21 protein-coding genes are annotated in these 23,858 nt (G+C 40.6%); 15 read left to right on the top strand and 6 right to left on the bottom strand.

Going from position 1 to position 23,858, the window contains the following annotated elements; all coding sequences use genetic code 11:
* Positions 1 to 261: 261 nt before the first annotated feature.
* From ACRRSQ_RS04380 to ACRRSQ_RS04355, 6 genes are all read left to right on the top strand, one after another.
* On the top strand, positions 262 to 1,053 hold the full coding sequence (locus tag ACRRSQ_RS04380; protein ID WP_440874487.1) for a DUF3450 domain-containing protein: 792 nt from the start codon (positions 262 to 264) through the stop codon (positions 1,051 to 1,053).
* A gap of 57 nt (positions 1,054 to 1,110) precedes the next feature.
* Positions 1,111 to 2,484 carry a MotA/TolQ/ExbB proton channel family protein gene (locus tag ACRRSQ_RS04375; RefSeq protein WP_440874486.1) on the top strand — a complete coding sequence of 458 codons (1,374 nt, stop codon included), beginning with the start codon at positions 1,111 to 1,113 and terminating at the stop codon, positions 2,482 to 2,484.
* A gap of 3 nt (positions 2,485 to 2,487) precedes the next feature.
* On the top strand, positions 2,488 to 3,015 hold the full coding sequence (locus ACRRSQ_RS04370; RefSeq protein ID WP_440874485.1) for a MotA/TolQ/ExbB proton channel family protein: 528 nt from the start codon (positions 2,488 to 2,490) through the stop codon (positions 3,013 to 3,015).
* Between the two features lie 66 nt (positions 3,016 to 3,081).
* Entirely contained in the window at positions 3,082 to 3,495 is a 414-nt protein-coding gene (locus ACRRSQ_RS04365) for an ExbD/TolR family protein (protein WP_440874484.1), read from the top strand.
* 3 nt (positions 3,496 to 3,498) lie between these two features.
* A complete protein-coding gene (locus tag ACRRSQ_RS04360) occupies positions 3,499 to 4,128 on the top strand; it encodes an energy transducer TonB (protein WP_440874483.1) in 630 nt (209 codons plus the stop codon).
* 79 nt (positions 4,129 to 4,207) lie between these two features.
* Positions 4,208 to 5,515, top strand: coding sequence for a tetratricopeptide repeat protein (locus tag ACRRSQ_RS04355; protein ID WP_440874482.1), 1,308 nt, complete (start codon positions 4,208 to 4,210; stop codon positions 5,513 to 5,515).
* A 272-nt stretch (positions 5,516 to 5,787) separates the two neighbouring features.
* Here ACRRSQ_RS04355 and ACRRSQ_RS04350 read toward each other — a convergent pair whose 3' ends face one another.
* The 3 genes from ACRRSQ_RS04350 to ACRRSQ_RS04340 form a co-directional block, all read right to left on the bottom strand.
* A complete protein-coding gene (locus ACRRSQ_RS04350; protein ID WP_440874481.1) occupies positions 5,788 to 6,177 on the bottom strand; it encodes a hypothetical protein in 390 nt (129 codons plus the stop codon).
* A 220-nt stretch (positions 6,178 to 6,397) separates the two neighbouring features.
* Positions 6,398 to 7,438 (bottom strand): MJ1255/VC2487 family glycosyltransferase, encoded by a 1,041-nt coding sequence (locus tag ACRRSQ_RS04345; RefSeq protein ID WP_440874480.1) that lies wholly within the window; start codon positions 7,436 to 7,438, stop codon positions 6,398 to 6,400.
* A complete protein-coding gene (locus ACRRSQ_RS04340) occupies positions 7,435 to 7,947 on the bottom strand; it encodes a phosphatase PAP2 family protein (RefSeq protein WP_440874479.1) in 513 nt (170 codons plus the stop codon). The genes ACRRSQ_RS04345 and ACRRSQ_RS04340 overlap by 4 nt, the downstream gene beginning before the upstream one ends.
* 178 nt (positions 7,948 to 8,125) lie before the next feature.
* Here ACRRSQ_RS04340 and ACRRSQ_RS04335 point away from each other — a divergent pair, with 178 nt between their 5' ends.
* The 6 genes from ACRRSQ_RS04335 (at position 8,126) to ACRRSQ_RS04310 (ending at position 12,422) form a co-directional block, all read left to right on the top strand.
* Positions 8,126 to 9,043, top strand: coding sequence for an aldo/keto reductase (locus ACRRSQ_RS04335; protein WP_440874478.1), 918 nt, complete (start codon positions 8,126 to 8,128; stop codon positions 9,041 to 9,043).
* A gap of 34 nt (positions 9,044 to 9,077) precedes the next feature.
* Positions 9,078 to 9,956 carry a prenyltransferase gene (locus tag ACRRSQ_RS04330; protein WP_440874477.1) on the top strand — a complete coding sequence of 293 codons (879 nt, stop codon included), beginning with the start codon at positions 9,078 to 9,080 and terminating at the stop codon, positions 9,954 to 9,956.
* A gap of 73 nt (positions 9,957 to 10,029) precedes the next feature.
* A complete protein-coding gene (locus tag ACRRSQ_RS04325) occupies positions 10,030 to 10,623 on the top strand; it encodes an AAA family ATPase (RefSeq protein WP_440874476.1) in 594 nt (197 codons plus the stop codon).
* Positions 10,624 to 10,693: 70 nt separating this feature from the next.
* A complete protein-coding gene (locus ACRRSQ_RS04320) occupies positions 10,694 to 11,440 on the top strand; it encodes a 1-acylglycerol-3-phosphate O-acyltransferase (RefSeq protein ID WP_440874475.1) in 747 nt (248 codons plus the stop codon).
* A 24-nt stretch (positions 11,441 to 11,464) separates the two neighbouring features.
* On the top strand, positions 11,465 to 11,815 hold the full coding sequence (gene rraB / locus ACRRSQ_RS04315; RefSeq protein ID WP_440874474.1) for a ribonuclease E inhibitor RraB: 351 nt from the start codon (positions 11,465 to 11,467) through the stop codon (positions 11,813 to 11,815).
* Positions 11,816 to 12,263: 448 nt separating this feature from the next.
* Positions 12,264 to 12,422, top strand: a complete 159-nt coding sequence (locus tag ACRRSQ_RS04310; protein ID WP_440874473.1) for a hypothetical protein — start codon at positions 12,264 to 12,266, stop codon at positions 12,420 to 12,422.
* Positions 12,423 to 12,763: 341 nt separating this feature from the next.
* On the opposite strand, the gene ACRRSQ_RS04305 is transcribed toward ACRRSQ_RS04310, so the two are convergent.
* Positions 12,764 to 15,832: an efflux RND transporter permease subunit gene (locus ACRRSQ_RS04305; protein ID WP_440874472.1), complete on the bottom strand. Its 3,069-nt coding sequence runs from the start codon at positions 15,830 to 15,832 to the stop codon at positions 12,764 to 12,766.
* Positions 15,832 to 16,983 (bottom strand): efflux RND transporter periplasmic adaptor subunit, encoded by a 1,152-nt coding sequence (locus ACRRSQ_RS04300; RefSeq protein WP_440874471.1) that lies wholly within the window; start codon positions 16,981 to 16,983, stop codon positions 15,832 to 15,834. The genes ACRRSQ_RS04305 and ACRRSQ_RS04300 overlap by 1 nt, the downstream gene beginning before the upstream one ends.
* 160 nt (positions 16,984 to 17,143) lie before the next feature.
* On the opposite strand from ACRRSQ_RS04300, the gene ACRRSQ_RS04295 reads away from it, so the two are divergent.
* Positions 17,144 to 17,752, top strand: a complete 609-nt coding sequence (locus tag ACRRSQ_RS04295) for a TetR/AcrR family transcriptional regulator (RefSeq protein ID WP_440874470.1) — start codon at positions 17,144 to 17,146, stop codon at positions 17,750 to 17,752.
* Between the two features lie 162 nt (positions 17,753 to 17,914).
* Here ACRRSQ_RS04295 and ACRRSQ_RS04290 read toward each other — a convergent pair whose 3' ends face one another.
* The gene (locus tag ACRRSQ_RS04290; RefSeq protein WP_440874469.1) at positions 17,915 to 18,931 is read right to left on the bottom strand and encodes a LacI family DNA-binding transcriptional regulator; all 1,017 of its coding nucleotides are present in this window, start codon (positions 18,929 to 18,931) and stop codon (positions 17,915 to 17,917) included.
* A 247-nt stretch (positions 18,932 to 19,178) separates the two neighbouring features.
* Here ACRRSQ_RS04290 and pgi point away from each other — a divergent pair, with 247 nt between their 5' ends.
* Both pgi and ACRRSQ_RS04280 read left to right on the top strand, forming a co-directional pair.
* A complete protein-coding gene (pgi, locus tag ACRRSQ_RS04285; protein ID WP_440874468.1) occupies positions 19,179 to 20,822 on the top strand; it encodes a glucose-6-phosphate isomerase in 1,644 nt (547 codons plus the stop codon).
* Between the two features lie 364 nt (positions 20,823 to 21,186).
* The gene (locus tag ACRRSQ_RS04280) at positions 21,187 to 23,835 is read left to right on the top strand and encodes a TonB-dependent receptor (RefSeq protein WP_440874467.1); all 2,649 of its coding nucleotides are present in this window, start codon (positions 21,187 to 21,189) and stop codon (positions 23,833 to 23,835) included.
* The last annotated feature ends 23 nt before the right edge of the window (positions 23,836 to 23,858 follow it).

Here is a 23,858-nt window from a genome sequence, read left to right as displayed (position 1 = left end):
TATAGTCGTTCTACATCAAATAAATATTGTGCAGTTATCATGATATTCTTGAACGCCCGAAGGGTGAGTTTCAAAGGCTTATATGCAGCGTTGCTAATTTTAACAAGGGAATCACCATTCTTTGCAATTAGCGCCTTGCCTATAAGCCTTTTAATTCTCACTAAATGATCAAATATTTAGTCAATTTGGTATCACCAAAAATACACCAATCTATGGCGCATCTGCTGCTAGATTGTTTTGAGTTTAACAAAAGGTTCACTTATGAAACGCGCTTTATTGACGAAATCTCGCCTTGCAGTTTGCTTAGGCTTAAGTCTAGTTAGCTTAGCTTATACCGCTCAAGCACAAGATCAAGAATTAAACAAAGTAGTGGCGGCAGGCACAGCGATTAACCAGTCAGCCAACCAATCTCAACAACTTATCGATTCAATGAGCGGTCAAGTTCAAACTAAGTTACAAGCGTTTAAAGGCGTCAACAAAGAAATTGACGGCTTAAATGTTTACAACGAGCAAATGCAAAGCCAACTCGATAGCCAAATGGAAGAGCTAGAGCAGTTAGCCAACTCGATGGAACAAGTAAGCGTGATTGAACGTCAAATTTCACCATTAATGGCACGTATGATCACCACTTTAGAGTCTTTTGTGAAACTTGATGTGCCGTTTTTAATGGACGAGCGTAATAAACGTGTTGACGATTTAAAGCTAATGCTAAAACGCGCAGATGTCAGTGTTTCTGAGAAATTTCGCCGTGTATTAGAAGCTTACCAAGTAGAAGCAGAATACGGTCGTACCATTGAAGCCTATACCGGTGACTTACTCTTAGACGGTAAGCAGCGAGACGTTGATTTTTTACGTATTGGTCGTGTCAGTTTTGTTTATCAAACACGAGATGGCAGCCGTTTAGGTCAATGGAACCAAGCAAGCCAAAGCTGGCAAGACTTACCTGAAAGCAACCGCTTAAACATTACCAAAGCGCTACGCATCGCCAAAAAACAATTAGCCCCAGACTTAATTTTAGTGCCAGTTGATGCTGCTAAAACTGTTGCGGAATAAGGGACTGTGATGAACGCTTTTTTACCCAAAATTAGACTAACTAAAGACATGTTTACTATGAAAAAATTATTTTCACGTTTAGGCAAAGCCAGCTGTGCGACCTTATTATTATCAGCCGTTGGCATTAACGCCAATGCTGCTGAAGAAGCTGCTAATCTTGATGAATTATTAAACCAATTAGCGCAAGGCAGTGCCGCACAAAGTGCGCAAAATCAGCAACGCGAAGCCGAATTTAAAAGTAAGGTTGCCGAGCAAGGTGCTTTATTAACTGCGGCGCAAAACAAGCGTGACCAAGCAATTAATTTAAGTACACGTTTAGAGCAAGACTTTCAAAAAAATGAAGTGACTTTAGCCAATCAAACTGAAGCGTTAAACAAACGTTTAGGGGAATTGAAAGAGTTATTTGGTGTGCTTCAGCAAGTTGCTGGCGATACCCGTAGTAAGTTTCAAACGTCGGTAATTTCTGCGCAAATTCCTAACCGTGGCGTATTTTTAAATGAGTTTGCCCAAAGCATGGGGTCAACGTCAAAACTTGCCTCAATTGAAGAAATTGAACGTTTATGGTTTGAACTGCAACGTGAGATGACAGAAACCGGCAAAGTGAGTCGTTTTAACCGCGAAGTGGTTAATGCTAACGGCGAGCGTGTTAATAAAGATGTTATTCGTGTGGGTGGTTTTAACTTAATCGCTGACGGTAAATACCTTGAATATGTCAATGAAACGGGGTCGGTTGCTGAGTTGATTAGACAGCCGTCTTCACGCCATTTAGCCACAGCGCAAGACTTAGAAAATAGCCAAACCTCCGCCACCTTTGCTTTGGATCCAACCGGCGGTTCAATCTTAAGTTTATTAGTTCAAGCGCCAGATACCATGGAGCGAGTAGAGCAGGGAGGCCCGGTTGGTTACATCATTTTAGCCATTGGCGCGATTGGTTTATTAATTGCCCTAGAGCGCTTTATTTCATTGGTGATTGTCGGCAATAAAGTTAATCGTCAGCTTAAGTCTGATACACCAAGTAGCGATAACCCATTAGGGCGCGTGATGATGGTGAAAACCGAAGGCGCTAATGTTGATAATGAAACTTTAGAGCTGAAACTATCTGAGTCGATTTTACGGGAAGTGCCAAAACTCTCGAGCAAGTTAACCCTAATTAAAATTATTTCCGTTGTTGCGCCGCTTATTGGTTTATTAGGCACGGTAACCGGGATGATCAATACCTTCCAAGCGATTACCTTATTTGGTACTGGTGACCCGAAATTAATGGCTGGCGGTATTTCACAAGCACTTGTTACTACCGTGCTTGGTTTAGTCGTGGCGATTCCTATGGTGTTCTTATTTACTTTCCTAAATAGTCGCAGCCGTAAAATTATTAATATTTTACAACAAGAAAGCACTGGCATTATTGCCGAGCGAGCTGAAAAGGGAGCATAAATTGTGATTGAGCTCATCGAAATGATGAATGCTATCCGCGATTTTTTGGAAACTGGCGGTCAAGTATTAACCGTCATTGCCGCTGTTATTGCCCTAATGTGGCTGTTGATATTTGAACGTTTAGTATTTGTTTTTTATGGCTATAAAAAGCTGAAAAAAAGCATTAAAAATACCTGGCAAAACAGAGCTGAGCAAACCTCGTGGAATGCAATGCAAATTAGACAAGCACTTATTGCCCGTGGCAGTGCCACATTAACTACCAATATTGCCTTAATTCAATCTTTGGTGGTGTTATGTCCGTTACTTGGTTTGTTAGGCACAGTAACTGGCATGATCCAAGTATTTGATGTGATGGCAATTTCAGGTAGTGGCAATGCACGGTCTATGGCGTCAGGGGTTTCACAAGCAACTATTCCAACCATGGCAGGCATGGTGGGATCACTATCAGGGGTATTTTTAGTGACCTGGTTGCAGCGAAATGCCAAACGCGAAAGTGAGTTATTAGAAGACAGCTTAACGGTAACCAAATAAGCCAAGCTGTTATAACAACATCGTGCCAGTTACTCATAATTGGCGCTTTAATAAGAGAGTTTAAGTATGCGTTCTCCTTTAGCGAAAGTTATTCAAGAACAAGAAGAAAGCGAAGAAATTAATATGACGCCGATGTTGGACGTTGTATTTATCCTATTGATATTTTTTATCGTAACTGCCTCATTTGTCAAAGAAGCGGGCATTGAAGTAAATCGCCCTGAAGCGGCAACTGCGGTGAAAAAAGAGCGTGCCAATATTTTAGTGGCGATCAGTGATAAAGGTGAAATTTGGATTAATAAACGCCGCGTTGATGTTCGTGCCGTGCAAGCGAATATTGAACGTTTAAAAGCTGAAAATCCGCAAGGTACTGTGGTTATTCAAGCGGATAAAAAAGCGACCACCGATGTCTTGATCAAAGTAATGGACTCTGCACGCGCGGCAGGTGTTTATGATGTTTCAATTGCGGCACAAGAGGCATAAACCATGTTGAACGGTTTAAATAAAGCACTGCGATATTCGCTTGCTGCTTTACTTGCAATTTCAATGACCCTTGTTTTGCTTTGGGGCATGCAGGCGATAATTTCAGGCGGTAATGATGTAATGACCGAACCGCCAAGAGGCAATGTTTTAGACTTCATTCGTTTAAAGAAAGAAGAAGCGATCGTTAAAAAAGATCGTAAACCACAAAAGCCGCCTAAACCAAAAGAGCCACCACCGCCAATGGAGCAGCCGCAAATGCAGCAGGCTAATCCTAATGCAACCGCCAGTGTTGCCAATTTTGCTACCGACGTGCAAATTGACGCAGGTTTATCGGGCGGCTTATCGCTTGATACCGGTGACGGTGACTATTTACCGATTGTAAAAGTCGCGCCAGTTTATCCTCGTCGTGCACAAGCGCGCGGTATTCAAGGGTATGTGATTGTGGAGTTTACCGTCAGTAAAAATGGTTCAGTGATCAAACCGTTTGTGATTGAAGCCGAGCCTGAAAATATTTTTGACCAAGCAGCGATTGATGCCGCCAGTAAGTTTAAATACAAGCCACGGGTGGTGGATGGCCAGCCGATGGAAGTGGCTGGTGTACAAAATAGAATTACTTTTGAAATTGATGGTTAATTGCGTTTTGGCTGTCGCTTACGCTTTACGCTAGGTAAATAAGTGAGCGACAGGCAAAAAATAAGATAGCGAGAAAGAGATGAAAATTAGAAAATTAGCGCAGTTTATTTGTTTAGTTAGCGCAAGTTACATCGCGCCAACGCTACTTAGCGGTGGTCAGTTTAATCAAGTTATGGCGGCTCAAGAGGCAGGTGCCAAGGCGTCAGTGAAAGTGCCCGCGATGCGAAATCGTGTCTATGCACAGCTTGCTCGCGCGCAAAAATTAGCCGATGAAGGTGACAAAATTGCTGGCTTTGAAGTACTCGATGAAGTTAAAGATCGTATCGACAGTTTAAACAGCTATGAAAAAGCCATGCTGTGGAACTTTTATGGCTTTATGTATTATGGCAACGACGATGTTGCAATGGCGATTGATAGTTTTGAAAATGTGGTTGCACAAGAAGCGATCCCGGCAAGTTTACGATTATCAACCTTATATTCGTTAGCACAACTGGCCATGCAGCAACAAGATTATAAAAAGTCGTTGGTGTTTTTAAATCAATGGCGCGAGTTAAATGGCAAAGCACTTACTAGCACACAACAAGTGTTGTTTGCGCAAGTCTATTATCAAGACAAGCAATACCCACAAGCCTTATCGCATATAGAATTAGCGATTGATGAGGTTACTGCAAAAGGTGATATTCCAAAAGAAAATTGGTTGATCCTGCAACGTGCTTGTTTTTACGAGCTCAAGCAACCTGAGCAAGTAACAAAGGTGATGGAAGCCTTGGTGCGTTATTACGACAAACCAGCGTATTGGCTGCAACTTGGCGGTATGTACGCTGAAATTGGCCAAGAAGATAAACAACTAGCGGTAATGGAAGCAGCCTGGCAAGCAGGTTATATCGAAAAATCATCTGATATTATTTCGCTGGCGCAATTATACCTTTATCACAATGTGCCATTTAAAGCGGCGATACTGTTAGAAGAAGCGTTTGAACAAGGAAAAGTCGCGCCTGAAACTAAATACTTATCGATGCAGGCACAAGCGTTTATTGCCGCCAAAGAAGATGATAGAGCGATACCGGTATTAATTGCAGCGTCGAAAACATCAGACAATGGTGAGTTTGACTCGCAATTAGCGCAAAGCTATTTAAATACGGATAAGTGGCAATTAGCGATAAATTCTGCAGAAACTGCACTTAAGCGCGGCGGTGTAGAGCGCATGGGTAACGTTTATCTTGTGTTAGGTATGGCGCATTTTAATTTGAAAAACTTTGAAGAGTCACTCAGCGCGTTTGAACAAGCGTTATCTTTTCCAAAAGCGAGTAAAATGGCCAGCCAATGGACCAAATACGTCGAGCGTGAAAAAACCTATCAATTGCAACTAGCGATGACACGTAAATAACGGTGCTTTAAACGCTTAGCAAGCTTGGCAAAAGAAAAAGCGCTTCGGCGCTTTTTTTATCCACATTCGGTTATTGCGATGCTTTCAACTTTCAACTTTCAACTTTCAACTTTCAACTTTCAGCTTACAGCTTTCCACTTACCGCTTACCGCTTACCGCTTGCCGCTTTTAGCTTTCAACTTACCGCTTACGCCTTTCCACTTACAGCTTTTCACTTGCAGCTTTCAACTTACCGCTTATCACTTTCCACTTACCGCTAGCTCTGCTCCGGTTTACATGTTTTTGTTGTTGATCACTTTTTGGCATTTTTGTACTTGATAGCCTAATTTTTTAGTGGTTAAAGCGGCAGCTGGAATAAAGCCGATCGCTTTGGCAGCATTTAATTTGGCTGCATCTATGGTAAATAGATAAATATTGCCAGTAGCACCACCACATACAGAAGGGTAGGCCATTCCCGTTATTACTGCGCAGCTTGCCTGAGAAACGCTAATATTTTCTTCCAATAAATATCCTTTTGCCTTAGCCAGTGAAATACCGCCAAAATGACACTGTTTGTCACCTTTACTGATATAAACATCAACAAATTTTTCTTCTGGTGTAGCGGAAGAGGTGCTTTGACAAGCCACCAATAACAGCGATAGCACAGGTAAAAAAAGCTTCATAACAAATCCTTATTAAATGAAAAGATAACGCGACGACATGTGATAACAGTCGAACGTATCGCTCCTTGATAATAGCCTTATTAGGGCATCAATGCCTAGGGTCTGTTGAACTTTAAAGGTTAAGTTTTGGTTTGCTGATGTAAGAAAATGTGTGGTGATCTTGCCAAATTAGCTTGCCGGTAAGATCACCGATAGCATAAGTACGATGTCAATGGTAACCCTAAAGCGTGTGTTGTTGCGGTAACCAAAGTTGATCTGAAAGCACTTCTGGACGCTGCCAATCGCCGGCTAAAATCCATTTTACTAACTCTTTTGCGACATTGGGTGTTGCATGATTATTAGCTTGGTTGGCAAGCGCAATTTGATTTAACCAATGAGAAATTTTTTGCTCATCTAATTTTTTCATCACTTTGGCTAACCCTAGTTGGTAAAGGGCAAACGCATTAGATTCTTGCTCCATTTGATCTTTAACTGGCTTGGTTAGTACCGGTAAACCTAAATGCAAACACTCGCTAATTAACTCAAAGCCGCTGTTGCATATTACCCCAGAGGCGCGCGCTAAATCGTGCTTAAAGCCTTGGTAGCAGGTTTGTTTTTGATTAACATTATTCACAAACCCGTCGACCAAGTCAGGCGAGTATTGAATAAAGTGTTGGCCATTAAACTGGTTTAATAAGGCAGTTACCTTTTTTTGATTTTCAAACGGTAAATAGACCAAAATCGCGTTGTTTGGTGTTTGCTTCGTTAGCTCGGTATCGATAATCGGCGGGAGTATTTTTTTGTCATACGGATACCAATGCAAACCAATTGAAGTATCGGTTGGGGCAAAATGACGCATAATATTTTTACCTAACCAGTTTTCGCCGCTACAAGGTGTCGACGCGCCAAAGGCGTACTGATGACCAACACCTAAAACGTGTTTATTCTTGAGCTTGCCTGCCCAAGCGGTAATAGGTTCAAAGTCGGTAATAATTAAATCGTATTGGCTAACATCGAGCTTAGCGACATCGTAAACAAAGCGAGGTACGTTATTTGTTAAGACACTTTTTCGAATATTTATTTTTCCTGAAATCGTGCTAAAGGTTAACCCTCTGCGATGGAGAAAATCGCCAAAACAGTCCATTTCAAACAACTTATCTTTTTCACGTCCTGAAAAAAAATAAGTCACGTCAGCATTGTGCTCGCTAAAGTATTTAGCCATTACTCGGCTACGTGCGATATGCCCATTGCCTGTGGCTTGAATTCCGTAAAGTATTTTCATAAATAAATAACCATATTTGCGATTAAGGTACCGATAAGTGCGCCAGCTAAAATATCTGTTGGAAAGTGCACGCCTAAAATTACCCGAGATGATCCAACGGCAATTGCCCACAAATAAATAGGGTAGGCATGACCGCCAAGTACAGAGACAGATAAACCGGCCAATAAAAATGCCGCCATTGTATGCCCTGACGGAAAGCTAAATTTGTCAGAAGCGGTAATAATGCTTGAAAATAACGGCACAATTTCTGGTGGTCGGCGACGTTTTAAGGTGTGTTTTAAAAAGAAATAAAGAATGCGTTCAATTAAGAAACTTTTCAGTGCTAATAATAAAAACTGCTCGCCAACAACAGGAATGAGCAGCGCACAGATAGCTGGCAATACAACTTGCATGTAGCCGTCGCCGCTTTTGGAAATAGCACGTACTAAGGTGATATATCCAGCGGAGTTAGCCGACTTTCTGCACCAAAGTAGCAGGCGTAAGTCGTATTGATAAATCTTATTAAGCATAGTCATATCGCTAAGGTAGAGCTTTTGTATGACGAAGATGTGACAAATACTTTGTTGATTTGTTACAGCTTTCGCTTAAATGCAAGGCAATGAATACGTTTGTTATTTGTCAATATTGAGTGTCTTTTTAACCTGATGGGCATAAACTAAAAGTATAAGAATTTTAAAAGGAATATATATGCAACATCTTGATTTGGCTAATACAGGACTCAAAAGCTCGCGCTTAATTTATGGCTGTATGCGCATTAGTGGTGACAATAGTTTAGAAGACCGAGTAAACGGCAAGCATGCCATTCATGCGGCAATTGATGCGGGCTATAATCATTTTGATCATGCCGATATTTATGGTGGCGGTCATAGCGAAGCTTTATTTGGCGAAGTGATAAAAGAGTCGCCGCAATTAAGAGACAAGCTAATTGTTACCTCAAAAGCGGGCGTGCGTTTTGCTAATCAACCCAATGCTGGCGATCCTGCTCGCTACGATAATAGTCGCGAACATTTAATTAAAAGTGCAGAAGGGTCGTTATCAAGGCTTAATGTTGATGCGCTCGATTTATTTTTAGTGCACCGCCCTGACTTTTTAATGGATGTAAACGAAATTGCTGAAGCGTTTGCCTTGTTAAAAGCCAGTGGCAAGGTTAAACATTTTGGTGTCAGTAACTTTAGCCCTGCGCAAGTCTCGTTGTTGCAGTCGGCACTACCTATGCCAGTTGTGGTCAATCAAGTTGAAATGAATATTCACAATACTAACGCATTTACCGATGGCACATTAAGCCAATGTCAAATGCACAATATTATGCCCGTTGCATGGTGTCCTTTAGGTGGTGTCGCTTATTCAGCCTGGGGTAATACTTTTTCATCGACTGATGAGTTGCGAATTGAAGCAGAGTTATTGTCACAAAGCGAAAAATATCAAGCCGAGCCTTGGCAGGTGATTTTAGCTTGGTTGTGTTTGCATCCTGCGAATATTTGCCCGATCATTGGTTCAACAATGCCAGCACGTATTGAAGCAGCGACCGCAGCGTTGGCAATTCATTATCAAAAAGAAGATTGGTATCGATTATTTGAAGCGCGTAATGGCGAGTCTGTGCCATAATCGACACTTTTAAATAGATGAGATAAATCGGTAAATGAATATCAAAACTTTAGTGGCAACAATGCGTATTCCTTTTTTATTGTTGCCAGTAATGTGCGTTTTTTATGGCGCAATGACAGTGGCAGGGGATATTGATAGTAGCCTGATTGTTTTGATTTTTTTAGCAGGAATTTTAGCTAATATCAGCGTAAATGTTTTAAATGAACATCAAGACTTTGAAAGTGGCTTAGATCTTAAAACGCAAAAAACGCCGTTTAGTGGCGGTAGCGGTGGTTTAGTGTCTGAGCCTAGCGAGTCGCGCAATGTTTTTTTCTTTGGCGTATTATCGCTAGCAGGCTTATTAGCAGTAGGTGGATATTTTGTTTATTTACGTGGCTTAGCGCTTATTCCGTTTGGGTTGTTTGGCATGCTAATTATTGTTAGTTATACCCGATATATAAATAAACAGCCGTGGTTATGTTTAGTTTCACCGGGACTTGGTATCGGTGTGATGATGGTTATTGGCACCCAATTTGTGTTAACTGGCGCATTTACTGGGCAAGGTCTTTTGCTTTCACTGATCCCATTTTTGTTGATCAATAACTTGTTACTACTTAATCAATACCCTGATATTGAAGCCGATAAAACCGTTGGTCGTTATCATTTACCAATTGCTTACGGTACGTCAGTGAGCAATCTTGTTTATGGCTTGATGTTAACTACCGCGATGGCTTTATTATTTGTTTTTATTAGCAGAGAAATGCTACCAACTTTGAGCTTAATCGCCTTATTGCCGATGCTTTTAGGTTATATTGCCCTTTATGGCGCGATTAAATACCACGACAGAATTGGCGAGCAGCCACACTTTCTGGCGTTAAATGTTATGGCAAGTATACTCACTCCGCTGTTGTTAGGCATATCGCTTTGGTGGTAAATGCATAAAAAAGCTTGGGTAATATTTGAGTAATATTGAGGGAATATGTGGGTAATAAAAAGGGGAAGGTTAAATGAATAGTTTGCAAATGAAAAAGCGTATTGTGTTAACAGGTGGCCCTGGCGGTGGAAAAACCACGGCATTAGATTTATTTCGTCGAGAATTTTCTGGGCAACTAGCCTCAGTGCCTGAGTCTGCCACGATGATTTTTAGCGGCGGCATTGAACGCTCTGATAAGCCTGAAGTGATAGCTGCACAGCAAAAAACGATCTTCAACTTGCAAAAAAACTTAGAAGATACCCAGCGCGCTATGTTTCCAGAGTGTTTGATATTGTGTGATCGCGGCACTTTAGACGGCTTAGCGTATTGGCCGGGCAGTGAACAAGATTTTTTTGAGACCATGAATACCAGCCTTGAATTTGAACTTAGCCGATACGATGCCGTGATTTTTTTTGAAACTGCGGCGAAATCTGGGCAAGGCATTCGCAGCAATAACCCAATAAGAAATGAAAGTGAACAAAAAGCAGTGGAATTAGATCAGCGTTTACAGTCAGTTTGGTCGCAACACCCTAACTTTAACTTGGTCAGTAGCTCAGAGTCTTTCATTAAAAAAGTGATGTTTGGCATTATGACCATTGAAAATGTCATTGGACAAATTGAACCTTAATTCGCACATTTACTAATGTAATTGCCTTGTTTCAATGTATACTTGCGCCTTGAAAAATTTATAGGAACTCGTGTTGTTAGCTATTGTTCGCCTATTGGCACTTTTGTTTGCTTTAATCGGCATCTCAGTATTCTCGTGTATTTTTTGCTTATTTCGCCCATTTCACCGCAATAATGTTCATATTGCGGCAAAAATTTTAGGCAAAGTAGCAAAAATTCTTGGCGTAACGGTTGAAATTAGAATGCCTGAGTCGGTCAAGAATATTGGTCCTGTGGTTTACATTTGTAATCATCAAAACAGTTACGATATTTTCACGCTTAGCAACGCAGTTTTACCTGGCACCGTTAGCATAGGTAAAAAAAGTTTAAAATGGATCCCATTTTTTGGTCAAATGTATTGGCTTACTGGTAACATTTTAATTGACCGCAATAACAGCTCAAAAGCGATGAATACCATAGAATTAACCGCTGAGAAAATTCGCGAAAAGCAGTTGTCGGTGTGGTTATTTCCTGAAGGGACACGCAGCAATGGTAAAGGCTTACTACCGTTTAAAACCGGTGCTTTTAGAACCGCAGCAAAAGCTGATGTGCCTATCGTGCCCATTTGTGCAAGTAACCTACATAACGCAATAAAGTTAAATCGCTGGGATAATGGCAAATTTATTGTTGAATTTTTAGCGCCAGTTTCGATTGATGACGACGACAAAGCGACCATCAGAAAACTCGCTAATGATACGCGCGAAGTTATGTTGAAAAAAATTGAAGAACTTAGCATTGAAACAGGCAATGAAATGCCTAGCTCTGCTAAGATAAAGTAAGCGACAAATTTAGAGAATATAGTGATGAAAGACCAAGCAATGCAAGAATGGGTAGAGCATACGCAAGAGCTAATTAATGCCCTAATTGAAGACGGTACTAACGAAGAAGTTCACCATACCATAGAGCATCACTTTTCGAGTGTCGATTTTGATTTACTGGAAAAAGCCGCGGTAACTGCCTTTAAAATGGGTTATGAAATTGAAGAGCCAGAAGAAGCAGAGTTGGAAAACGGCGATAAAGTGTTTGCCTTTGATATTGTGACAGAGCAGGCATTAGAGTTCGATATTATTATTGATGAAACCGAAGCCATGTTTAACCTAGCCAAACAATGTAACATTGATTACGACGGCTGGGGCACTTACTTCGAAGAATAATGCGCTGGTTTTTATTTGCTTTAATGCATCTTTTGCTTACATCATAACTTTTACAATGCCATCGACTTGTTATTCTAAAAGTTAGCATTATAATTAAGCAATTAACGCGCAACTAATGCCCAAATAACATATTAACTTGCGCGTTTGATTAGGGTCTGTTGAACTTTCGAGGTTAAATTTTGTTCAACGTAAACGCTTTTTGTTCAAGGCGTGAAAAACACAGCATGGTTGTTCCATATAAGTTGTGAACAACGATGAAGAAATAGCGTTTAATTGACCCCCAAGGGCAGCGTTTCTAGGCATTTATACTGCATTATTGCGCTTTCATGTGGAATAACCACATAGCAATCACAATGCTTTGTCTAAATACCGATAAACTGCTGCAAAAATAAACACGAAAGATGAACAGCCCCTAGCTTTAATGGAATAAACTAATAAGGAAAAAACCATGGAATGGATCCTCAATTTATTTGACTCAGAAACACTCGCATTATTAATCCCTATCATTGTAATCGTTGGCTTTTTTATTGTTGCAGCGATGCGAGCACATCATAAACATCAAGAACGCATTGAAAAAATAAAGCGGGGCTTTGGACCTGACTTTTAATTAGCGTTTATAAATAAAATAGCGTGTAAAAAAGCTCAATAACTTCATCAGTTATTGAGCTTTTTTATGCCGTGTGCGCTAACTAACCTGAACTCGGTTTAAGAGATGTTTAACTGCTTGAAATATAACATCATATTTTTCATGTTAACCTCTAGCTTGCTGGTTTTGCTTACTTCAAGGCAAATTTACGCGTCAATAGCTGGTCACGGCTTTGGTTCGTACGTCGCTCTACCTTCCACATCCATGTGGGCGTATTGCAAGTGAATTTAACGCGGAAGTTAGTAAAAGTAGCGGCTAGAGAAGTATTTATTAAGCCGAGCTCAGGTTAACTATATCAGTGTTTATTCTTCATTAAAATTTTTGTACTGGCTAAATAACGAAAACGCCGCAGGCACAAACAAGAAGGATAAAAATGTCGTCAGTACTGTGCCACCCGCAATTGCCACGGCAAATGGCGGCCAGAAACCACCACCGGCTAAAATAAGTGGTAAAAATCCACCCACGGTAGTTATTGTGGTTGAACTTATATGGCGAGTACAGCTTTGTACACAGCGCGTTATTGCCTTGATATCACCTTGCGCTGCTGCTGTGTCTGCTTTTAATTCCGCGATGATGACAATTGCGGCATTAATTGCTAAGCCCATTAAACCTAATAAGCCAATAATCACCGTAAAACCAAAGGGATAATTAAATAGGTAAACACTTAGCAAGCCCAAACCAATCGATTGAAATGCCGATAAAAAGATAATCGCGCTAAGTCGGTACGAGTTAAACGACAATACCACTACAGTGATCAGTAATGTGAAGATAATGCCAATACTGGCGAGTAAATTGCCAACCGCTTCATTACGTTTTGCTGATTCACCACCAATTTCTAAATGATAACCTTCAGGTAACTGATAATTTTTCGTTTTAATGTTCTCTTTAATTCGTTCAAGCACGACAGACGGTAAAACACCGGCACTGATATAACCTTCAATCGTATTTACCCGCATACCATTTCGGTGAGGAATGGCGCCACGTGAAGGTTTTAATTCTAGGCTGGCAATGGCGGTTAGCGGAATTTCTTGCGCCGATTGTGGGCTAACCAAATTAAGATTTGCAAGCTTCACTAATTCAGTACGTTCTTGATTGCCAATGCGAACTCGAACAGGAATAGACTCTGTTGCTTCAATAACCGAACCATTTAAACGACCAGACAAGTTAGCATCAAGTTGCTTGGCAATATCAACTAACGAAAGACCAGCAAGCGCTGCAGATTCTTCATCAACATTAACCCACACTTTTGGCGCGCCAGGTTGCAGTGTCGCTCTTGAGTGTTTAACGTCTTGGGTCACAGACATGATTTGTCGAATATCTTCACCAAGTGTTTTTAAGGTATCAAGGTTAGGTCCAAATATTCTTAGTTCAACTGGCGCGTTAAATGGAGGTCCTTGTTCAAGTTTACGCACTAAAATTTGCGCATCTGGCACTAGGCTGTCTAGTTCATCTTGAATGAGCGGAATTAAACGGTTGGCGGTTTGAAAGTCGGTGGTGGTGATCATGCCTTGGGCATAATTTTGCACACCATCATTTGCTGGGATCAGGTTATAATAAAAAGACGGCGCACTTTTACCAATGAACCAACGTACCTTGCTGATCCCCTCTTTTTGATGTAAATACTTACTTACTTTTTCAGTGATGGTTTGCGTATTAATAATACTGCTTTGAACTGGCAAAAAGACTTCGATTTGAAACATGTCACGATCTGAGGTCGGGAAAAACTGCTCAGATAAATGTTTCGCTAAAACAAAACCTGCCAAAGGTAGACAAAATACTAACACAATAATGGTTTTTCTATGGGTAAGTGCCCACAGTAAACTTTGTTCAAATGCGTTGGCAAGTTTTGGAAAATGAACGCCGCGGTTGTACCATTGGTGCTGATCTGGACTGCCTTTGCTGAGGAAACGGCCAGCTAGCCCGGCAACGATTGTATGCGAAATAAAGTAAGAGCCAATCAGTGAAAAAATAACGCTTAAGGCGATACCGCCAACAAACTCACCGGCAGCACCCGGCATTAAAATAATCGGTAAGAACGCTAAAATTGTGGTGGTGGTTGAACCTAACAAAGGTAGCCATAAATGCTGAACCGCGTAACTTACTGAGTCTAAACGGCCATAACCTTGCTGGCGTCTAGTTTGAATGGTGTCGCTCATGACAATCGCGTTATCAACCATAATACCTAACGCGACAACAAGACCTGTTACCGACATTTGGTGAATAGGCAGACCAAACATATTCATCATTGCAAGGGTGAAAAATACAGTTAACGGTAGCGAGGCGGATACGATTAACGCTGAGCGCCAACCTAAAGAAAATAGCAGAACAACAACAATTAATACAAAACCTAGGGTAATGTTATCAACCAAATCGCCAAGGCGCTGCTCAGTGTAGGTGTTTTGGTCAAATAACACTTCTAATTTTATATTGTGTGGTAACAGCTTGGCGTAACTTGCGAGTGTTTGTTCAACATTATCAGTCCATTTATCGATACGAATATTGGGCAGCATTCTGGTAGCGACAACAACGGATACTTTATCGTTAACAACGGCAATTTCACTTGGCGGCCAAGCAAGTGTTTTTGAGATTTCAGCAATGTCGTTTAATCTGACTAAACTACCCGATTGGCTACTTTGCAATGGGATGTTGCCAATACGCTCAATCGTGGTTAACTCGCCAGTTAGTTCAACTTGCATTTTGTTTTTACTGTTAACTAATTGGCCTGCCGATGTTTTTGCGTCTGCCGCAAAAACTTTGGCTGAAATCATCTCTGCAGTTAAATCGAGTTGACTACTGTCTGCTTGATTAATATCGACTAAAATTTCTTCTTGGCCTCGACCAAAAATATCAACAAAATCTGTACCTGATACTAAACGCAGCTGATTTTGCAACTCTTGTGCATAACGGCCTAAACTGGCTAAATCGACTTCGCCATTACCTTGCCAATTGAGTGATATCAGCTGAGTAAATGCATAACCTCTGTCATTATTTAGGTAAGGGCTAAGGGCATCGGCAGGCAAACTTGGCGTAACATCATTGAGTAAATCTCTAACTTGCGACCATATCGGGTCAACGTCAATAATGTCGTCTTTTAATTCAACTTTAACAACAGAAATCCCCGGCCGAGATGTTGAGGTTATTAATTTAATTTGCGCAAGTTTTCGTAATTTTTGTTCAATTTTTTCAGTCACTAATACTTCAATACGTTCAGCACTTGCGCCGGGAAGCTGTGTTAATACACTGGCGACTCTATTTTGAATACGTGGATCTTCGGTGCGTGGCAAAGTCGACAAGGCACCAATACCTGAAACGATAAGCAAAGCGATCACTAAGCTCATTAGTCGACCATTTTTTACAAATGAACGGATCATTATGGTGCTACCTCACCTGAAGGGCTAATGAGCAGCGACTCTGTATTTTCTACTTTCACCGTTTGCCCAGGCACATAACGATGCACACCGGTTTTGATGATGAGCTGTTTGTTGTCTGCAAGCCCGGTCACATAAGCATATTCTTGGTTGGCGTGCAGTACTTTGACCGTTGCCGCTGAAATTTGGTAGGTTGCATTTTCACTTGCTGTTGCCAGATAGACATTCCATTGTCCTCGAACACCATCAATTAAGGCGCTAGTTGGCAACCAGGTACCACTTTTGTTGACTTGATAATCAATTTGCACGCGTGCTAACTGGTCGTTAAAGTGCTTTATCTTTTCCAATAATACAAAGCGTAGTTCAACCGTTCTAACAACCGAATCGATTTGTTGACCGATATTTATCAGTTTAATACGAACTTTTTGTTCACCAATCGTGGCGTTAAAGACACTATCGATAATTAATTTGTTGGCAATTTTAGCAGGAATGCCGACCACGATTTCTTCGTTGTCACTCTTAATAATAGAAAATGCGGCGGTATTTGGAGAGGCAATTTCGCCGGTTGTTACGTAACGCTTGCTAATAGTGCCTGTAAAAGGAGCGATTAGGTTGCTGCGAGATATTTGAAAATTAATGCTGTCGATACTTGCTTCAAGTTGTTGAATTTTCGCCTGCAATACTTGCTGCTCAGCTTTAAGCTCGTCTACACGTTGCTGTGCGGTATAACCTTCGTTGATTAAACGTTCATAACGCACTAAATTACTTTGATTCAGTTGAATATTCGCCTGCGTTTGCTTGCGCTGAGCTGCGAGCTCTGCCAGTTTAATCGTTAATAATTGCGTATCTTGTTTTGCTAGCACTTGGCCTTGTTGCACGTGATCGCCACTGTTAACTAAGGTGCTTTCAATTTTTCCTGCATATTCAAAACGTAATTGGGAAAACGCGGTGCTATTAATTTTGCCAATGTAACTACGGTTAGCTAAATAATGGCTATTTGGCGTAACTTCAATTAATTGTGCTGATTGCAGATAAGGTTCGGTGTCAGTTGTTTTTTGGACTTCAGGTGAACAGGCAGTGAGGAGAAAAAAGCTAAATAACATCGCCGCTGTATTGACTGTTGAAGAATAAAAGCCGTTGGCCGAGGTGATCATGAAAGTGTCCTATCCATTTTGAAGGTGCAATTACAAAAAGTTACTAAACTGGACTGTCTAGTCTAGTTTTGTGATAGTTTAGTTACAATAAACTGGACTGTCTAGTCTAATTTGATAATATGATGAATCTTATCCAAGGTAGAGTTGTAAGTTATTAGGCATGGTTGAAGTGAAATCTCGTAAAGAAATTAAGCGTGAGCAAATACTTAAAGCAGCGGCAGATTTGTTTGTTGAAAAAGGGTATACCTTGGCAAGTATGGATTTAATTGCTAAACAAGCAGACGTGTCAAAGCAAACGGTTTATAGCCATTTTGGCAGTAAAGAAGAATTGTTTTCTGCAACCATTAAACAAAAATGCGATTCGCACCAAATGTTGGACTTACAAGGTGCCGACTTTGCCGATCCTTATGCCATGTTATTAACTATAGGCAAACGATTTTTAGGCATGTTAACGTCAAAAGAGGCGTTAGCAGTTCATAAAATATGTGCATTTGAAGCAAGAACTTACCCTAAAATTTCTGAGCTCTTTTACTATGCCGGTCCTGCGCAAATTACCGCTGAGCTGACTGAGTTAATGGCGCAGTTTCATCAAAAGAAAATACTCAATATTGCTAACCCGCGCTTTGCTGCTTTGCAGTTCTTGAATATCATAAAGGGTGAAATTTGGTTGCAAGTTGAATTTAATATTGAGCAAAAAGTCAGCGACGAAGAAATTGCTGACTATTTAGCTTCGTCGATTACGTTCTTTCTAAAAGGCTACGCTCTTTAGCTAGAAGCGACAAGAGAAAGCCACAAGCTACAAGTTACAAGAAAGAAGTGATAAGAGAATAGCTACAAGTGACAAGCGGCAAGTCTCAAGCGAAAAGCTACAAGCTGCAAGTGAAAAGCTACAAGTTAGAAGCGACAAGAGAAAAGCTAGAAGGCAAAGAAATTAAAGCGCTTTTGCTGACGAGTCGCGGATCACTAGCTGAGGCGTATAATGCTGAACAATATTGGTGGGTGTTTGTTTACGTGTTTGCGCGATAAGTAAATTTGCGGCGTTTTCAGCAATTTCACTATTGGGTTGATCAGCCGTAGTTAACTTAGGCCAGGTTTGACGAGAGAACGGACTGTTCTCAAAACCTGCAATCGATAATGCTTCGGGTATGGCAATATTCATTAACCTTGAGGCAAATAATGCTCCAGCGGCAATTTCATCGTTACATGAAAAAATCGCCGTTGGTTTAACTGTGCCGCCGAGTAAGGTTTTTGCTCCTTGCACGCCGGAATCAAATGAATATTCCCCATCAATAATTAAGTCGTTATTAATGGCAATATTGTTATCTGACAATGCTTGCTTGTAACCCTCTAAACGCTCAATGGTTGATTTATGCTCGGCGCCACCGGCAATAAAACCAATGTCGCTATGGCCTAAGTCAATTAAATGTTGGGTAATGGTAAAAGCGGCTTTGTGGTCATTGACCATAATGCAGGGGGTAAGATCATCTGGTGCTTCATCGCCCGACATAATTCTAACCACTTTCACATCAAGCTCGGTCATGGCTTTAACAAACTCAGGCATCTCAGAAAAAGGCGGTGTTAATACCAAGCCTGCAATGCGTGAATGTTTGACCATGTTGGCAACTTCTTGCTCAATATTATCGGCTTTTGCGTTACAAGGGTGAATTAATAGTTCAAAGCCTTGTTTACGACAGGCTGATAAAATACCGGCTTGCATATCAATCACATAATAAGCATTCGGGTTATCATATACATAGGCAATGCTATAAGATTTGGTACCAGCTAGATTACGAGCCGCTAAATTAGGTTGGTAATTTAATTCGGCTACCGCGGCCATGACTTTATCACGGGTATTTTGTCGAACCGAGGGTTCATTATTCATCACACGTGACACGGTTTTAATGGAAACGGCTGCATGTTTGGCAACATCGTTAATGGTAGCTTTCATTCTTAAGTTTAGCCTTTGCTTTAAAATTGAGTTTTTATTATTACTGCACCAACAGCCCTAATATGCTAATGGCAAATTCATTGTATTCATAGCAGTAATTGCTTTTTACATAATATTAATTTTTCCACTCATCGCCCTAATACTGTATTGCTTAGATACTTTTTAGGAAGTAATTTAAAATTGACAGCGCTGTCATTGTTGCATATTCTGTTATCAAATGTAAACAACACCTATTTTGGGAATATTTATGCATAAAAGACCAACCTTAGCGAGCTGGCAACAATTAGAAGCGATGGCGGCAGGTAAGAAATCGCAGCACATGAACGACTTATTTGCACAAGATGCACACCGTTTTGACAAATTTTCAATCGAACTGCCGAGCTTAATGCTCGACTATTCAAAAAACTTGATTGATAGCGAAACCTTAACAACCTTGTTGGCTTTAGCTGAAGAAACGCAAGTCGGGCAATGGCGAGAAAAAATGTTTCGTGGCGACAAGATCAACAAAACTGAAAATAGAGCGGTGTTACATACAGCTTTACGAGCAAGTGCTAATAAGCCGTTAATTGTTGATGGTGAAAATATTACTGAGCAGGTACAAAAGCAGCTTAATAAAATGGAAGCCTTTGTCAATAAAGTCAGGCAAGGGCATTGGTTAGGCTATTCAGGAAAACGCATCACCGACATCGTTAATATTGGCGTAGGTGGTTCAAACCTTGGTCCACAAATGGTCACCGAAGCGTTGAAAAATTACAGCGATAATAGCGTTAATGTGCACTATGTTTCTAATGTCGACGGTGCGCAAATTGCCGAAATTTTAAGACCACTAGAGCCTGAAAAAGTGCTGTTTATTGTTTCATCAAAAACCTTTACCACCACCGAAACCATGACTAATGCGAAAACAGCGATCAACTGGCTAACGGCGGCATCGTTTGATCAAAAAGCGGTCGCTAAACATTTTGTTGCAGTAACAGCAAACAAGATTAATGCTGGCGAGTTTGGCATAGAAGCAGATAATATTTTTGATATGTGGGATTGGGTAGGCGGTCGTTTCTCACTTTGGTCAGCGATTGGTTTACCGATAGCGCTCGACCTTGGTTTTGACAAGTTTAAAGAGTTACTGCAAGGTGCTGCCGAAATGGATCAGCATTTTCTTGACGCGCCTCTTGCGCAAAATATGCCGGTAATTATGGCGTTACTTAGCGTCTGGAATACCACCTTTTTAGGTTCAAAATCGCAAGCCATTTTACCTTATGATCAAACCTTGCACATGCTCGCCGCTTACCTTCAGCAAGCGGAGATGGAAAGCAATGGTAAATCGGTCAGTTGGGACGGTGACGAGATTGATTATGCAACCGTGCCTTCGATATGGGGTGAACTTGGCATTAACGGCCAGCATGCGTTTTATCAGTACCTTCACCAAAGTAATAATGTTGTGCCTGCCGACTTTATTGGCTCAGTAGAAAGTGTAACGCCAGTAAAAGGGCATCATGAAACCTTAATGGCTAACTTTTTTGCCCAAACGCAAGCGTTAATGACCGGTGTAAATGAAACCCAAGTGCGCGCGGACTTAAAAGCAAAAGGGCGATCAGAGCAATACATTAATGCCATTGCGCCGCATAAAGTGCATAAAGGCAATCGACCCACAAATACGATATTACTGAAACGCATCGACCCAAATACCTTAGGACAGTTAATTGCACTTTATGAACAAAAGATATTTGTCCAAGGCATTATTTTGCAGATCTGTTCGTTTGATCAATGGGGTGTTGAACTTGGTAAAGGACTGGCTGCTAACATTCAGCAAGAATTAGAAAGTGTTTCATCTGAGAATGTACACGACAGTTCAACCCAAAACTTAATTAGCTACTATAAAAAGCATCAACAATAAAAGTTGTTAACTCGAAATAACTGCTCATCGTTTAACTAAAAACGAGTAAAAAATCAGCTTTTATGGCTTATTTATAAGACAAAATGTCGATTTGTAATACTTTTATTGTACTAAATAAAGAAAATAATAATAATTATAAATTCAATTAAATCAGTATTTTAATTAAATTATAGTGAAATATTTGTGATTAAGTGTAGCCAAAATATTAAATTGTGTGTAAGGTAATCCCTATTGAAATGACAACGCTGTCATAAAGCAAAAAGACAACGCTGTCATAAAGCAAAAAGACAGCGCTGTCGTCATTAGATATATACAAATTTAAAAAACAACTATATTTATAAAAACGTGTGTAAGGGAAAAGTCAATGTCATCAAAAACATTTAAAAAAGGTATGTTAGCAAGTTCAATTGCCATGATCTTAGCCGGTGGTGTTTCACCACTTGCTATGGCTGCTGAAGCAGGCGAAGCTGCCGATCAAGATATCGAAGTTATTCAAGTTACAGGTATGCGCGGTTCTAATCGTCTGAGTGTAAATGCAAAACGCTTTTCTGACGGTGTTGTCGATGCAGTAAGTGCCGAAGATGTTGGTCAGTTTCCTGATTCGGATGTTGGTCAAGCGTTAGGTCGTATTCCTGGTATAACGGTTGGTCGTTCGTTTGGTCAAGGTGCGTCAGTATCGATTCGTGGTACAGATCCACTTATGACTTTAACGACGTTAAATGGTCAAAACGTAGCTTCTACTGGTTGGTACGATCAATTAAATATCGACCGTTCATTTAACTACTCGATGTTACCTTCTGAATTAATTGGTGGTATTGAAGTTTATAAAACAAGCCAAGCCAACATAGTTGAAGGTGGCATTGGTGGTACGGTTATTGTTAAAACATTAAAGCCATTAGATTTAGAGGCGAACAAGGCGTTTGCATCAATTAAAGGTGAATACGGTTCAGTAAATGAAGAAGTTTCTCCTGAAGTTTCTGGTTTATATAGCTGGAAAAATGACGATGAAACTTTTGGTGTTTTAGTTTCTGGTTCACATGTAGACCGTGAATACCTTCGTCGTGGTACAGAGTCAGATTTAGACTGGGGTGGTCGTTCTTCAATTCAACCATCAAGCTTCTTGCAAAGTCAGCAACGCACTGCGCTTGATGCCACACTTCAATATAAACCAACCGAAAATTTAGAGTTTGGTGCACACATACTTTCGCTAACGCTTGGTGCCGACAGTATCGGTGCAAACATGTACATTAATACAGATACGGATTGGGGCGAAGGTCCATCTAACTGTCAACAGTTTAATGCAGCAGGTGTTTGTACCATCAGCAATACAGCAGAAAGTGATGCTTCGCGTGTCTTCTTCCAAAACTGGGCACGTAAAGGTGAAATGACTTCAGATACCTTTGAGCTAAATGCTCAATATGAAGGTGAAGGTTATACATTTACTGCTGTTGCCGGTAATACCAAAGCTGAAGGTGGTACACAAATGAGTGCTAACTTCGGTTATGGTTGGTGGGGTGACAACTTTAATGAAGTTAAATGGCACGGTAATGTTGATGCTACTGGTAAGCAAATTAAAATTGATGGCGCAGATATGAGCTTCACTCGTGACCAGCTTGATACAACAGTGGGTACTTCTCAATGGACTGGTATTCAAGGTCCAAACTCTGACGAAGAAAGTTATGTACAATTTGATGCTGACTTTGACCTAGACCTTGGCCCATTAACTAAATTTGAAACGGGTGTACGTTTTACTCAGCATGAATTTGAAAAGTCTGAATATCGTGCAATTTACGGCGATGGTGAAAACTCATTTAATACCTCTGATTTATACAGCGGTACCATGAAGTTAGGTGCTGCAGGTTATACCATTCCAAAAGCAAACCTAGATGCGATGATCAACAGTACCATTTCACTTGTTGATGAATTTGCCTATAGTCGCTCAGCTTACGGACTCATTGAAGAAGATAACTTCTCATTATACGGTATGTTTAGCTTCGAAGGTGATGGTGTACGTGGTAACTTTGGTGTTCGCTATATCAGTACTGATGTAACTTCAAGCGGTCATATTATTGACAATTCTCCAGCGGATAATTTAGCGGTAAATGAAGGTTGGAGTGAAGAAATTCATAGCGTTAAAGATAGCTATAATGACGTTTTACCAAGTGTTAATGTAATATTTGATTTGTCAGATGAAGTTATTTTACGATTCTCTGCAGCACAAGCTATTACTCGCCCTAACTATGATAACCTGTTTTTATCAAGTGTTTCGGGTTACCCAGATGATCGTAGTGGTAATGAAGAAATGACTTACGGCAACCCTGGGCTTGAACCAATGAAGTCTTCTCAAGCTGACTTAAGCTTAGAGTACTACTACGGCGACGGAAACCTAGTATCTGCAACTTACTTTATGAAAGATATTAGTAACTTCATTGTTGCAACTACTGAGTATAATCAGCAAATTGGTGTTATCAATAACGACCTTGAGCCACCAGCAGATGACTGGACGGTTAATGAATACATTAATGCCGGTGGTGGTACGATTGATGGTATTGAACTTCAAATTAATCATGCTTGGGATAATGGCTTTGGTTTAAATGCCAACTACACCTTCGCTGATGGTGCTGCTCCTGCGGCTGTTTATACGGATAATATTGGCCGTTTTACTGAATCTTCAGACCATACTGCAAATATTGTGGGTTATTGGGAAAATGATGACTTCAGTGCACGTGCTGCATACAACTGGCGCTCTGAATACATGGTTCGTGAATACGGTAAATACTACGGTAACCGCATGCATGACGACTTCGGTACGTTAGATGTAAGCTTTGGTTGGAATGCAACTGACAATATTTTAGTTAAGTTCGAAGTAGTCAACCTAACTGCTGAAGATGATGTGCAATACGGTGCTGCTGCAGAAGGCACAGCTGTTAAACCTGCACTTCAAGAAGGTTACCCTACTTGGTCATTTATTGGAGAAACTACTTACAAGTTAGGTCTAAACTTTAACTTTTAAGTGTAGTTAGCGAGATAAAAACC

It is taken from the genome of Thalassotalea sp. PLHSN55, assembly GCF_052030545.1.
In the GTDB taxonomy this organism is placed as follows: Bacteria; Pseudomonadota; Gammaproteobacteria; order Enterobacterales; family Alteromonadaceae; genus CANMXU01.
Note: the sequence above shows the minus strand (reverse complement) of the source record. Positions and strands in the feature narration are given on the sequence as shown.

What these genes read in the sequence shown, in the direction of transcription:
- ACRRSQ_RS04380 (WP_440874487.1), top strand. Translation starts at nt 262, where the DNA reads ATGAAACGCGCTTTATTGACGAAATCTCGCCTTGCAGTTTGCTTAGGC.
- ACRRSQ_RS04375 (WP_440874486.1), top strand. Translation starts at nt 1,111, where the DNA reads ATGAAAAAATTATTTTCACGTTTAGGCAAAGCCAGCTGTGCGACCTTA.
- ACRRSQ_RS04365 (WP_440874484.1), top strand. Translation starts at nt 3,082, where the DNA reads ATGCGTTCTCCTTTAGCGAAAGTTATTCAAGAACAAGAAGAAAGCGAA.
- ACRRSQ_RS04360 (WP_440874483.1), top strand. Translation starts at nt 3,499, where the DNA reads ATGTTGAACGGTTTAAATAAAGCACTGCGATATTCGCTTGCTGCTTTA.
- ACRRSQ_RS04355 (WP_440874482.1), top strand. Translation starts at nt 4,208, where the DNA reads ATGAAAATTAGAAAATTAGCGCAGTTTATTTGTTTAGTTAGCGCAAGT.
- ACRRSQ_RS04350 (WP_440874481.1), bottom strand. Translation starts at nt 6,177, where the DNA reads ATGAAGCTTTTTTTACCTGTGCTATCGCTGTTATTGGTGGCTTGTCAA.
- ACRRSQ_RS04345 (WP_440874480.1), bottom strand. Translation starts at nt 7,438, where the DNA reads ATGAAAATACTTTACGGAATTCAAGCCACAGGCAATGGGCATATCGCA.
- ACRRSQ_RS04340 (WP_440874479.1), bottom strand. Translation starts at nt 7,947, where the DNA reads ATGCTTAATAAGATTTATCAATACGACTTACGCCTGCTACTTTGGTGC.
- ACRRSQ_RS04335 (WP_440874478.1), top strand. Translation starts at nt 8,126, where the DNA reads ATGCAACATCTTGATTTGGCTAATACAGGACTCAAAAGCTCGCGCTTA.
- ACRRSQ_RS04330 (WP_440874477.1), top strand. Translation starts at nt 9,078, where the DNA reads ATGAATATCAAAACTTTAGTGGCAACAATGCGTATTCCTTTTTTATTG.
- ACRRSQ_RS04325 (WP_440874476.1), top strand. Translation starts at nt 10,030, where the DNA reads ATGAATAGTTTGCAAATGAAAAAGCGTATTGTGTTAACAGGTGGCCCT.
- rraB (WP_440874474.1), top strand. Translation starts at nt 11,465, where the DNA reads ATGAAAGACCAAGCAATGCAAGAATGGGTAGAGCATACGCAAGAGCTA.
- ACRRSQ_RS04310 (WP_440874473.1), top strand. Translation starts at nt 12,264, where the DNA reads ATGGAATGGATCCTCAATTTATTTGACTCAGAAACACTCGCATTATTA.
- ACRRSQ_RS04305 (WP_440874472.1), bottom strand. Translation starts at nt 15,832, where the DNA reads ATGATCCGTTCATTTGTAAAAAATGGTCGACTAATGAGCTTAGTGATC.
- ACRRSQ_RS04300 (WP_440874471.1), bottom strand. Translation starts at nt 16,983, where the DNA reads ATGATCACCTCGGCCAACGGCTTTTATTCTTCAACAGTCAATACAGCG.
- ACRRSQ_RS04295 (WP_440874470.1), top strand. Translation starts at nt 17,144, where the DNA reads ATGGTTGAAGTGAAATCTCGTAAAGAAATTAAGCGTGAGCAAATACTT.
- ACRRSQ_RS04290 (WP_440874469.1), bottom strand. Translation starts at nt 18,931, where the DNA reads ATGAAAGCTACCATTAACGATGTTGCCAAACATGCAGCCGTTTCCATT.
- pgi (WP_440874468.1), top strand. Translation starts at nt 19,179, where the DNA reads ATGCATAAAAGACCAACCTTAGCGAGCTGGCAACAATTAGAAGCGATG.
- ACRRSQ_RS04280 (WP_440874467.1), top strand. Translation starts at nt 21,187, where the DNA reads ATGTCATCAAAAACATTTAAAAAAGGTATGTTAGCAAGTTCAATTGCC.